Source organism: Xanthomonas vasicola (genome assembly GCF_000772705.2).
Taxonomy (GTDB): Bacteria; Pseudomonadota; Gammaproteobacteria; order Xanthomonadales; family Xanthomonadaceae; genus Xanthomonas; species Xanthomonas vasicola.
In genome coordinates this window covers 1-11,799 of the sequence record NZ_JSBW02000090.1, presented here as the reverse complement: position 1 = coordinate 11,799, position 11,799 = coordinate 1, and the positions used below count along the sequence as shown (strand labels likewise).

9 protein-coding genes and 3 pseudogenes are annotated in these 11,799 nt (G+C 60.1%); 8 read left to right on the top strand and 4 right to left on the bottom strand.

The genetic code is table 11. The features are described from left to right. From NX05_RS24290 to NX05_RS19840, 4 genes and pseudogenes are all read left to right on the top strand, one after another. On the top strand, window positions 1-308 hold a 308-nt coding region (locus tag NX05_RS24290), incomplete at its 5' end, for a hypothetical protein (protein WP_053012913.1). Between the two features lie 933 nt (window positions 309-1,241). Next, window positions 1,242-1,906 (top strand): annotated as a pseudogene (locus tag NX05_RS19850) (thermonuclease family protein). A 111-nt stretch (window positions 1,907-2,017) separates the two neighbouring features. Continuing rightward, a pseudogene (locus tag NX05_RS19845) lies at window positions 2,018-2,414 on the top strand (hypothetical protein). Window positions 2,415-2,504: 90 nt separating this feature from the next. Beyond that, window positions 2,505-2,897, top strand: a complete 393-nt coding sequence (locus NX05_RS19840) for an H-NS histone family protein (RefSeq protein WP_010363844.1) — start codon at window positions 2,505-2,507, stop codon at window positions 2,895-2,897. 574 nt (window positions 2,898-3,471) lie between these two features. Here the strand turns inward: NX05_RS19840 and glgX are convergent. Next, window positions 3,472-5,604: a glycogen debranching protein GlgX gene (gene glgX, locus NX05_RS19835; protein ID WP_039432899.1), complete on the bottom strand. Its 2,133-nt coding sequence runs from the start codon at window positions 5,602-5,604 to the stop codon at window positions 3,472-3,474. A 490-nt stretch (window positions 5,605-6,094) separates the two neighbouring features. Between glgX and rimK the strand changes: the two genes are divergently transcribed. The 4 genes and pseudogenes from rimK (at window position 6,095) to NX05_RS19815 (ending at window position 9,665) form a co-directional block, all read left to right on the top strand. Further along, window positions 6,095-6,982 (top strand): 30S ribosomal protein S6--L-glutamate ligase, encoded by an 888-nt coding sequence (rimK, locus tag NX05_RS19830; protein WP_026112187.1) that lies wholly within the window; start codon window positions 6,095-6,097, stop codon window positions 6,980-6,982. A gap of 177 nt (window positions 6,983-7,159) precedes the next feature. Then, window positions 7,160-7,581: pseudogene (locus NX05_RS24285) on the top strand (hypothetical protein). 79 nt (window positions 7,582-7,660) lie between these two features. Beyond that, window positions 7,661-8,338, top strand: a complete 678-nt coding sequence (locus tag NX05_RS19820) for a response regulator transcription factor (protein ID WP_003490678.1) — start codon at window positions 7,661-7,663, stop codon at window positions 8,336-8,338. Further along, window positions 8,331-9,665 (top strand): sensor histidine kinase, encoded by a 1,335-nt coding sequence (locus NX05_RS19815; protein ID WP_039432900.1) that lies wholly within the window; start codon window positions 8,331-8,333, stop codon window positions 9,663-9,665. The genes NX05_RS19820 and NX05_RS19815 overlap by 8 nt, the downstream gene beginning before the upstream one ends. 103 nt (window positions 9,666-9,768) lie before the next feature. Here NX05_RS19815 and NX05_RS19810 read toward each other — a convergent pair whose 3' ends face one another. The 3 genes from NX05_RS19810 to NX05_RS19800 form a co-directional block, all read right to left on the bottom strand. Next, entirely contained in the window at window positions 9,769-10,161 is a 393-nt protein-coding gene (locus NX05_RS19810; RefSeq protein WP_039432901.1) for a SymE family type I addiction module toxin, read from the bottom strand. A gap of 550 nt (window positions 10,162-10,711) precedes the next feature. Beyond that, on the bottom strand, window positions 10,712-11,086 hold the full coding sequence (locus tag NX05_RS24025; RefSeq protein WP_126922731.1) for a hypothetical protein: 375 nt from the start codon (window positions 11,084-11,086) through the stop codon (window positions 10,712-10,714). 179 nt (window positions 11,087-11,265) lie between these two features. After that, window positions 11,266-11,799: IS3 family transposase (locus NX05_RS19800; protein ID WP_053012908.1), on the bottom strand; the 534-nt coding region annotated here is incomplete at its 5' end.

The following is an 11,799-nucleotide window of genomic DNA, read 5'->3' as shown; positions in this document are numbered from 1 at the left end:
ACTTTACCTCAGGAGACGGCACCTACCGGGGCATCAATGCCAGCTTCACCGATGCCGAGGGTTATACGTTTGAAGTGCAGTTCCACACGGCCGAGAGCTTCAACGCCAAGGCGCAAACGCATCTGTCGTACAAGCGGATGCAGTTGGCGCAGACACGCCTGGACAAGGAGCGGCACAAACCTCAGCCCGACCCGGCGAGGCAGGCAAAACTGACCCAGGAGATCGCACGGCACAGAACGGCGATGCACGAGATGACCGCCAAGGTGAGCAAGCCCGCCCACAGCGAGCGTCTGGGAGATCGCGCATGAGGCGGTGTCCCGGTCGCGCCGAAATGCACCTTGCCTTGGGCTTCCCATCGCCCGCTTCATGCGCCATCAGGTTTGAGCGTTTCGGCGTGCTCGGCAATTGCTGGCGCTCGCTCTTTTCGATTCCTTCAGATCCGTCTAGCCCGGTCGTGAGTCAAGCCAGGCTTGCATGCGGTTTGCAGAGGCCTTCGGCTGAACTATCAAAGACCAAACGGCTACCTGGTCAGTCTCGTGTCCGTAAGCCGTTATCGCTCCAGTGCTCGACGACCAGTCGCCCGATATTCCAAGCTCTCGGAGCCCTGCCCGCACGATGTCGCGCTGAGTAGATAGGACTGATACGGCGCCATCGATCAACTGCATGCGCTCGTCAAAAAGATCACATTTCATAAGGCTCTCCATTAGCGAGAGCAGATAATCGCAAATAAAAAAATCTCAGGGGTGACCTGCGGTTTATGCTCGGATTATATGGAGGTTTGCATCATTCTCTGGATTCAGGTTGACCTGTTGCATTGGCATTAACGCCTTTCCGCTTTCGCGTTGATCCTCCGCGTCAGTTGCTATCGCGATCTGGAAAATTGATCGATCCGCGACTGCGCATAGAGCCGAGCTGCAGCTAGCCAGAATCCGTCAGTCAGTACGTGTTCTCTGCACGTTTCTGCGTTTTCTGCCTGCACGCCATCCAACGCGCCGCTTGCCTCTTTTTGCGCATGCAAGAGGCTGAAGCATGCACAAAGAGCGAGGCGAAAAGGATAGGCATCGCCGGTAGATTGGCATACAGTGCCGGCCCCTGCGTTTGCATTGGTTGCCGACGCAGATGTCAGGTTCGATGGAACGCTTGACCAGGCCGACCGGTTGCAGTGGCAACAAGGCAAGACACGCGGAGCGCGGTCTGCTGATTTAGAAAGGAAGTGGCTGTTGAGGTTGTTGAAACGGTGGATGGTGGTGCTGGTGCTGGTGGTTGTGGCTTTACCTGCGGGTGCTGCGGAACTGGTCGGTCGTGCGACGGTGACCGATGGTGACACCATCACCGTTGCGCAACAGCGCATCCGCCTGTGGGGAATCGATGCGCCGGAGAGCGCGCAACAGTGTACCGCCCACGATGGCAGCGCCTGGCCGTGCGGTCGCCGCGCTGCAGCGGCGTTGGACGGCTATCTATTGGATAAAACGGTGCGCTGCCAGCGCAACGACACCGATCGTTATGGCCGCACCGTGGCCGAATGCTTCGTGCAGGGACAGTCCATCAATGCCTGGATGGTGCGATCAGGCTGGGCGGTTGCTTATCGTCAATACGCTACCGCGTTCAGTGCAGACGAGCGCATCGCGCAGCAACAGCGGCGCAACCTCTGGCAAGGCGCGTTTCAGATGCCGGCAGACTATCGCCACGACAAGAAAGCGCGCGCAGCAACGGCACGCCAAACGGTGCCGGCGCCACCGAGCCATTGCAGGATCAAGGGCAATATTTCCAGCAACGGCAACAAGATCTTCCACGTGCCGGGCCAGCGCGACTACGCAAAGACGCACGTCTCCCCACAGAAGGGCGAGCGCTTCTTTTGTTCGGTGAGCCAGGCCACTGCTGCCGGGGGAGGCCGGCGCGGCGTTGACGGTGCTGCGACGTCCCATATCCTGCCGAGACTCCAAGCTTCTGAATTTCCTTGCGTAGCATCAGGAAGATCCCGATTGAGCCGGCTCTAGCGCCGCCGCATAGTGCCGGCATGATCATCCATTCCAAACTCGTCGGCGCGCTGATCAAGGGCATGCGCCGTGTTAAGTCTGCGTGGGCGGCGTCGATCGCCTACAGCGCCGGGCTCGCCAAGCAGATAAGCATCTGGTGTGTCACGCCGGACAATGCCGGCAAAGTGCTGGACATGTTCGCTCCGATCCCGAGCAGATCCACGAACTCGGGCTGATCGGGGTGGAGGAACTGGGCGAGGCGGTCTACCACGCTTGGTCCATCAATGCCGGCGAGCTGGAGCGGGTGGTGCAGTGGTTTCGCGCGCCGCGAGTGAAATTTGTCGGCAAGCACTGCAGCGAACTGATCCGCGCCGGGCGGATCGGCCCGGTCCTGACCTGACCATGGCACGCGAGCACGCGCTGTTGCGCCATCGCTGAGCGCCAGCAGACCCGTATGGCCCCAGGCGCTTTACGCTGAGCGGCGCAGCGGCAATACTCGCTGACCCGCCCAAACCCTATGTTTCGCCAATGCGCCAGGATCCGCCCGTTTCACCCGCCGCCGCCGCTCGGGCCCAATTGCTGGAAGAGCTGCGCAAGCTTGAGCAAGAAGAAGCGCAGCTGAAATACGCCCAGACGCTGGAAGCCTTCGACCAAGTGATCGAGGTGCTTACCCAGTTCGGCAATCGTTTCAATGCCAAGCAGAAATCCCAGATCGCTTCGCTGGCGATGACCGGCAAGACCAAAGGGCCGTTGTCTTCCACCGGCGAAGTCGTCGCCAAATACTGGATTCCGCATTCCGGCGAGACCTGGTCTGGCCGTGGCCGTACGCCGAAGGCGTTCAAGGCCTGGGAAGGCACCAGCTCTTACAAGGAATGGAAAGCCAATCATCCGGACAAGCGCTTTCCGCTGTATCCGGGTTGAGTCGTTCGATCATTTTTTTGAAGGCGTAGTAATCCGGCAATGCCTTGCCTTGCCTTGCTTTGCGCTTCGATGTATTGGCGAATGTTTGACGCACTAGCGCCTTCTTGGGCTTTTGTTGCATCGACATGCGCATAACCAATCGTCGATAGATGTTGTGTTCGGTTGCACGCTTTAAATTTCGTTGACAGCAGGCCGTCTGGTGGCAGATGCTGGATTTTTCCCGGTTACAGCACTATCGATTGTTGCAAGCTAGCTGTTTTCAGACTTCGCATTCAGTGCGGAATTTTCAAGTAGTTGACTTTATCGGCGCCTATGGTAAAGGCATTTGTAGTTTTTCAATGAAATGTCGAGGCGTGGATGTCCCTCACTTCTAGTGCCGCATCCGAGCAGCAAACGATAAACTTGGTCCAGCGTAAACCTAGCGCCACTCTTTCTTGGGTGGTGCCATAGGTGTCATTGCGTAGCGCACGCAAGGTGGTCTGTATTCCAACGGCCTAAACAAAAACGCTTGCTGCCCACCAAATACCGGCAGGCAGCAAGCGTCGTTCATCGTTTGCGTGTTGCTTAGAACATCTTATTGATCGCTCTTGCACTCGAAAACCGACACGCTACGCGGCGGGGCCAGGAACTCGCTGGCGCCGGCCGGCATCATGTCCACTTCCAGCGCTTCGTCGGTCGAAAGCACCAGCTTCCAATGCACCGGTTCATCCGAGGAGGGCAGGGTAAAGGTCACGCCCTCGTGATACGCATTGATGACGATCAGCAAGGTGTCGTCGTTGGCCAGTTCCTTGACGCCGGAGGTCTGCGCCTTGCCTTCGAGCAACAGACCAACCGAGCGTGCGCCGGCATCGGTCCAATGCGCATCGTCCATCTCGATGCCACCCGGGTTTAGCCAGGTGAGGTCGCGCAAGCCGGCTTCTTCGTTGTACTGACCGTTGAGAAAGCGACCGCGCGACAGGATCGGGTAGCGCTTGCGCAACTTGGTCAGCGCCTTGACGAAGTCGGTCAGGCGGCCGTCGGTCGGATCGTTTTCCCAATCCAGCCAGGTGATCTCGTTGTCCTGGCAATACGTGTTGTTGTTGCCGCCCTGGGTCTGCGCACGTTCGTCGCCGCTGAGCATCATCGGCGTACCCTGCGAGAGCAGCAACGTCGCCAACAGGTTCTTCATCTGCCGCTCGCGAATCTGCAGCACCTCGGCATTGTCGGTATCGCCTTCCTCGCCGTAATTGCAGGACCCATCGTTCGACGAACCATCGCGGTTGTCTTCGCCGTTATCGATATTGTGCTTTTCGTTGTAGCTGACCAGATCGCGCAGGGTAAAGCCGTCGTGCGCGGTGATGAAATTCACCGACGCCCACGGGCGACGGCCGCGACGATCGAACAGATCGGCCGAGCCGGTAAAGCGGGTCGCAAATTCCGCCAGCTTGCCGTCTTCGCCTTTCCAGAATTCGCGTGCATTGTCGCGGAACTTGTCATTCCACTCCGACCAGCCCGGCGGAAAGTGGCCAACCTGATAGCCACCCGGGCCGCAGTCCCACGGCTCGGCAATCAGCTTGACCTCCGACAGCAGCGGGTCTTGATTGCAGGCATCCAGGAAGCCGCCGCGCTGATCGAAGCCGCTTGGCTCGCGGCCCAGAATCGTGGCCAGGTCGAAACGGAAGCCATCTACGTGCATTTCGCCGGCCCAGTAACGCAGCGAATCATTAACGAACTGGATCACCCGCGAATTGCTCAGATTCAGCGTATTGCCGGTGCCGGTGTCGTTGATGTAATAGCGCTTGTCTTCCGCCAAACGGTAGTAACTGGCGTTGTCGATGCCCTTGAACGACAGCGTCGGCCCCAGCTCGCTGCCTTCGGCGGTGTGGTTGTAGACCACGTCCAGAATCACTTCCAGACCCTGCTTGTGCATGGCCTTGACCATGTCGCGGAACTCATCGCGATGACCGCTGGCCAGGTAACGCGACTTCAGCGCGAAGAAGCCAATAGTGTTGTAGCCCCAGTAATTGCGCAGCCCCTTGTCGAGCAGGTGCTGGTCGTCCAGGTAGGCGTGTACCGGCAACAACTCCACCGCGGTGATGCCCAGGTCCTTGATGTATTGGAGTACCTGCGGCTGGGCCAGGCCAGCGAAGGTGCCGCGTACCGCCTCGGGTACCTGCGGATTGCGCATCGTGTAGCCGCGTACATGGGTTTCGTAGATGACCGTCTCATTCCACGGCTTGAGCAGGCGCGTGTCGTCTCCCCAGTCGTAGGTGTCCTCGACCACCACGCACTTGGGCATGAAGGGTGCACTGTCGCGCTCGTCGAAGCTCAAGTCGCCATCGGGGTGGCCCACGGTGTAACCGTAGAGCTCGTCGGACCAGATCAGGTCGCCTTCCAGTTCGCGCGCATACGGATCCAGCAGCAGCTTGTTGTGATTGAAACGATGGCCTTCGGTCGGCGCATAGGGGCCGTGGACGCGATAGCCATAGCGCTGGCCCGGCTTGGCATCGGGCAGATACCCGTGCCAGATTTCATTGGTGTACTCCGGAAGATCGACGCGGGTTTCATTGCCCTGTTCGTCGAACAGGCACAGCTCCACACGCGTGGCATGCGCGGAAAACAGCGCGAAATTAGTGCCCTTGCCGTCGAAAACGGCACCGCGTGGGAACGGGCGCCCCTGACGGATGCGGGAGGGATTGGCATAGGCCGCGCTTGCTGGACGTCGCATGGAGAGTCTCGGATGCGCCGGCACGCCGGCATTGAGGGGCCTCAAGCATTGCGTCTATAGCTGTGCAAAACGCGTTACGGCAACAAGGGTGCGGCGTGAGGGCGGCCGGCGGGATCGTTTACTTTGCGCGCCACTGCACGACGCGCCGGCGAGCCAGGCTGCGGCCATGCGCGGGCAATGGGGCAAGGCTACCGACTGGTTGCGATCTGGGTGAGGTCCGCGCGAAGTGCTTTGTGCAACCACGCGTGCATTGCTTGAGCGACGCGCTAACGCCCTGCTAGCATCGATCCGGTTGAGCCCGTGCAGCCACAGCGTTGTTGGACTTGTCGCGGTACTTCGCTCTTTCATCCTCGGGGCCGTCGCAGTCGGCCTGATCGCAGCGTACAACGCGGGCCTGCCGCGAACGCGCAATCGGCCTGCACTGTGCGGACTTGGGTCACTTCGTCATCAGACTCTGCCCATGTCCAAGCCGCGTCGTGTGCCTGCCGCGATGAAAATCGCCATCCTTTCCCGCAACAGCAAGCTGTATTCGACCCGGCGGCTGATCGAAGCCGGACGCAAGCGCGGCCACACGGTGCGCATCCTCGACCCGTTGCGTTGCTACATGCGCATCGCCGCCGATGGCTTCAGCCTGCACTACAAGGGCAAGCCGATCACCGGCTTCGACGCGGTGATTCCGCGCATCGGTGCCTCGGTCACGCGCTACGGCACCGCCGTGCTGCGCCAGCTCGAATTCATGGGCACCTACACGCCTAATCCGTCAGACGCCATCCTGCGCGCGCGCGACAAATTGCGTGCGCATCAGTTGCTGGCCGCGCAGGGCATCGATATGCCGGTCACCGTGTTTGGCGATAACCCCGACGACACCCAGGACCTGCTGTCCATGCTTGGCCCGCCGCCGCATGTGGTGAAGTTGAACGAAGGTGCGCAAGGCGCCGGGGTGATCCTGACCGAAAAGGCCAGCGCCTCGCGCGGCGTGGTCGAAGCACTGCGCGGGTTGTACGCCAATTTCATCGTGCAGGAATTCATCGGCGAGGCCGAGGGCGCCGACCTGCGCTGCTTCGTGGTCGGCGATACGGTGGTCGCGGCGATGCGCCGTCAGGCGGCCGAAGGCGATTTCCGTTCCAATCTGCACCTGGGCGGCACTGCGGCCGTGGCCGAGGCCACCGAGCTGGAGCGAGAGGTGGCGGTGCGTTCGGCACACGCGCTGGGCCTGGCGGTGGCGGGGGTGGACCTGATCCGATCCAAACGCGGCCCGCTGGTGTTGGAGGTCAACTCCACCCCTGGTCTGGAGGGCGTGGAGGGCGTGTGCGGCGTGGACGTGGCCGGGGCGATCGTCCAGCACCTGGAGCAGTCGGTCCGCCGATGGGCTGGCTAACATTTTTACCAAAAAATTAACTAAAATTTAATTGTCGCCTCGCTAGCCTCTCCCGACCGTAGCTCCGCTCTCGGCAGTGACGGTGATCGGGATGAACTTTGGCCCAAGTGCGGTGTCGCACTTGGGCCTTTTTATGGACGGCTTGCCGCTGTTGGGGTTCGCGTCTACATTCGCCAGATGTTAAATCGGTCAGGCACAGGGAGGCGTCGCATGGCAAAGCTGTGGAGTGTTGCGGGGTTGCTGCTCGCAACGGGGTTGGTGAGTAGTCCTGCCTGGGCGGGCGTGCTCGAGTTGGACAAGCCGTTCAAGCCGCAGGCAGCGCAGGTCCGTACCGATCTTGCTGAAGGCGAGAAGTACTCCGAGATCAGTCAGGATGAGCGCGCTAAGGTGAGCGCGGCGCTTGAGCGGATCGAAGCAGCACTCGAGACGCGGCCAGACATCCACGTGCCGCCGCTAGAGCAACTGGCAGCCGTCCGCAACGATCAGGAGCTCGTCACCCGAACTTTGACCAAGGCACGCGAAGATAGCCGGCTTATTGCTGGCGCAAGCGTGTGCTCGGTTTGCAGATGACTACGAAGCAGGACATGACGGCTGCCTAGCGGCGCCATCAGACCATTTTGAGTCGAAACGAAATTTCTCGGCGCCAGCGCTAAAAACAGCTTAACGAATGAGGTTCCAGTGCGAATTCTAGTAATTGAAGACAACAGCGATATCGCCGCAAACCTTGGCGATTACCTCGAAGACCGTGGCCACACGGTGGACTTCGCCGCCGATGGTGTGACGGGCCTACATCTCGCCGTGGTGCACGAGTTCGACGCCATCGTGCTCGATCTCAACCTACCCGGCATGGACGGTATCGAGGTCTGCCGCAAGCTGCGCAACGAAGCGCGCAAGCAGACCCCGGTGCTGATGCTCACCGCGCGCGACTCGCTGGACAACAAGCTGGCCGGCTTCGACTCCGGTGCAGACGACTATCTGATCAAGCCGTTCGCGCTGCAGGAAGTGGAAGTGCGCCTCAACGCGTTATCGCGTCGCGGCAAGGGCGTGCACACGCGCGTGCTGGAAACCGGCGATCTGGAATACAACCTGGATACGCTGGAAGTGCGCCGTCGCGGCAAGCTGCTGCAGCTCAACCCGACTGCATTGAAGATCCTGCAGGCACTGATGGAAGCGTCGCCAGCGGTGGTCACGCGCCAGGAGTTGGAAACCCGCGTGTGGGGCGAAGAGCTGCCCGATTCGGATTCGCTGCGCGTACATATCCACGGCCTGCGTGCCGTGGTCGACAAGCCGTTCGATGTGCCGATGATCCAGACCCGCCACGGTATCGGCTATCGCATCGCTTCGCCCGATGCCTGAAAGCACTAGCGACGCGCGGCCGGCGCGCACGCGCGGCCGCTATCGGCGGCGCCTGCGCAGCCGCATCATCTTGTCGTTCGTGTTGTTGGGTTTCTGCCTGACGACCTTGTTCGCCTTTGCCACCAACTGGGCACGTTCACGCGTGGAAAACCAGTTGGTCGAAGACGTGATGAACCGCAATATCGACGCCTTCGCGCAGCGCTTCTATTCCGATCCGATGCGTAATCCCGATCTGCCGTTACAGCAGATGCGCGGGCGCGTGGTCAAAAGCGACAAGTTCGAAGCGCTACGCCGCGAACAACCGGAGTGGTATCAGCTGCCCGACGGCATCCACACCATCACCGGCGTGGACGAAAGCGGCAATACCTATTCGTACAAGCTTGCGGTGCGCAAAACACCTAGCGAATGGTTCTTCCTCGCCTACGACATGACCCAGGCGCTGAAGGGCGAGATCCAACTCAAGCGCACCCTGGTCTTGTCGGTATTGGTGTTCAGCGGGTTTTCGTTGCTGATCGGCTGGTGGTCTGCGTCCAAGGTGATGCGCCCCGTTTCCGATCTGGCTGCACGCCTGCGCGCTTATCGCGGCGGCACCAGCCAACCCAAGCCACTGGCGGCGCATTTCCCGGACGACGAAGTCGGCCAGCTGGCCGAAGCGCTGGACGACTACTCGGCGCGTCTGACCGAAGTGGTGCAGCGCGACCGCGAATTCAACGCCGACGTCAGCCACGAACTGCGCACCCCGCTGGCGGTGATCCGCGGTGCCACCGAGCTGCTGCTGACCAAGCCCAACCTGGACGACAAGGTGTTGCAGCGGCTGCAACGCATCCAGCGTGCCGAACAGCAATGCAGCGATTTGATCGGCTCATTGCTGCTGCTTTCGCGCAACGAGCGCGGCCAGGGCAGCAGCAATGTGGCCAAGGTGGCCGAACAACTCATCGACTCGCACCGTGCACAGCTCGGCGGCAAACCACTGGAATTGCTACTGGAGGGCGTACGCGATCTCGTCATCGACGCCCCGGAATCCGCGCTCTCAGTCGCGCTTGGCAACCTGATCGGCAATGCGGTCAAGTACACCCAGGACGGCCAAGTGCGCGTGCGCGTGCTGGGCGATGCAGTGGAAGTGATCGATTCCGGCCCCGGCCTGAGCGAAGAAGACGCCGCCAAGCTGTTCCAACGCGGCTACCGCGGCACTCATGCAGGTCACTCGCAAGGCGGCGGCATTGGTCTGTCGATCGTGAGTCGGCTTTGCGATCTGTACGGCTGGCGCGTCAGCGTACGGCCAGGGCAGGAGCGTGGCGTGATCGCAACACTGGCGTTCCATCGATAACCAGCCAAGCACTTCCGAAGGAGCGGACCAGGGCGAGACGGCCTTACCCATAACGCCCTCCCACAGCAGTGCCTCCAGCCAATAACCAAATCCAAAACCCAGCTCAGTGCTCCACTACCGTCACCACCAACTCGCCCGCGCGCGCAGTGATCTGTAACTTGCAGCCAACCACAAACCCCAACTGCTCCAGCCACAACCCGCGCAAACGCACGCTGGGAATCCGCTGGCTGTGTGGCCGGCCCGGTTGTGCATCGTAGAACGCATAGCCCACCGTGCAGCGCGTGGGCGTGCGTGACTTACGAGGCGGGCGCGGTGGCAGATCGTCCACGCGGCGCCTGGGGCGACGGTCGAAGTCGAGGTTGTCCACGTCGAACGTGGGCGATGGAACCAGCCGCATGGGCTGTGCATCGATCGCGCGCTCAGGCTGCTTGGCGGTAGCGGTGCGTTTGGCATCTGGCTTGGACCGCTTCGAGGTTGGAGACCGCGTCCGGCTCATCTCCTCACCTCCGCCAGCACCGTGGAGTGACGCTCACCCATTTGCAGTATCGATATATTTGCCATAACAACGCCTCCTTCGAAGAACAGGCACCGTCGCCGGCCGGCGACGGGATGTCGGGAGGTTAGAAACCGTGCATAGTCGGCGGGCATATTCCTCCCGAAGGAGTGTTGTATTAGCCGCCCTCCCGACGCAGGCATCGCGTCGGCTTGCGCCTGCGAGCAGGCACAAAAACCCACCGGGTTGACGGAGGTGGGTACCGCTATGCATGGAGTTCCTACGCTCCTTGAGGTAGAGATCGCTACTGATTGCTTGGGATGTCAACTGCGCAAAATGAGTGGAGTAGGATCAGATGAAAGTAAGCTTTGTCGTACCAGCGGCCAGGGCAAATATCCTGATCGTGCGATCCGTTGCGATTTTTATCCGCAAAAGAGCTCCTGAAGGTTCTCAAATTCAGCTCACTGCGCGCAACCGCGAACATTGTGGCCGGCTACGGATATGGATATGGATATGGATATGGATTTTTCTGTTCTCCGTAATATCCTTTATTTCATTTTGACTGGGCGTCGCAGCTGCTGAAATCAGCTTTAGGTTTTTCGCTCCAGTTGTGGCCAGTTACAGTACTAAAGCAGAGGTGGTAGCAACCTCCGCCTACCTTATGTCCATCCGGACTGGATTGGCATGTGATCAGACAATCGGCAGAAGGGGTGCACTCTTTCTTGAGTAAGTTAATTTCACACTTCTCAATGCCGGAGAGTTGTCTTCTGGCAATGGCCTGGCAATTATGAAATTTTCCAAGATCGCCAAAATCGCTGCCCACGCTAATTTGCGTAGGCGGTTCGATTTCACCTCGCCCACACGCTGTTGTTAGCATGGATATGCTGCCCGCAAAACAGATAAGTAGGTATTTGAAAATATTATTCAAAGGCAGATCCGCAGCCAAAGCATTTTTGCTGCAAGTATCTAGCGACGCCCTCGTAGTTTTGCTGAAGACTAAGCGAAAGTGGGCTGCCAAGTACCAAGTGCACAGCTTCATGGGCGATGACCGAGGCCATTGAGCAGCATCGGTAATCCCCCCGCTTTTAGCGGTCGCCAAAAGTGGAGCTATGCGGTCATCGCCAATTTCATCGCTGGGGTGATGCCGCCCAGCGCCATGTTGGGGCGCTCGTGGTTGTACGTCCATAGCCAGCGTGTGGCCTCGTCCTGAACCTGCTCGATGGTGTCGAACAACGTTGTGGCCAGCCAGGCATAGCGGACGGTACGGTTGTAGCGCTCGACGTAAGCATTCTGCTGTGGTTTGCCCGGCTGGATGTGGTCGATCCGAATGCCGCGCTGCTGTGCCCAGGCTAGCAGCGCGCCACTGATGTACTCCGGGCCGTTGTCACAGCGAATCACGCGCGGCTTGCCGCGCCACTCGATGATCTGATCCAACGAGCGGATCACCCGGGCCGATGGCAACGACAGGTCGACCTCGATCCCCAGACCCTCGCGATTGAAGTCGTCGAGCACGTTAAACAACCGGAAGCTGCGACCATCGGCCAACTGGTCGTGCATGAAGTCCATCGACCAGAACTGGTTGATCGTCTCCGGCACCGCCAACGGCTCTGGCCGCTCGCGCACCAGCCGCCTCTTCGGCTT

Bases quoted from the DNA above. Each gene is read 5' to 3' on its own strand.
- NX05_RS19815 (WP_039432900.1), top strand. From the start codon at position 8,331: ATGCCTGAAAGCACTAGCGACGCGCGGCCGGCGCGCACGCGCGGCCGC.
- glgX (WP_039432899.1), bottom strand. From the start codon at position 5,604: ATGCGACGTCCAGCAAGCGCGGCCTATGCCAATCCCTCCCGCATCCGT.
- NX05_RS19840 (WP_010363844.1), top strand. From the start codon at position 2,505: ATGCGCCAGGATCCGCCCGTTTCACCCGCCGCCGCCGCTCGGGCCCAA.
- NX05_RS19810 (WP_039432901.1), bottom strand. From the start codon at position 10,161: ATGAGCCGGACGCGGTCTCCAACCTCGAAGCGGTCCAAGCCAGATGCC.
- rimK (WP_026112187.1), top strand. From the start codon at position 6,095: ATGAAAATCGCCATCCTTTCCCGCAACAGCAAGCTGTATTCGACCCGG.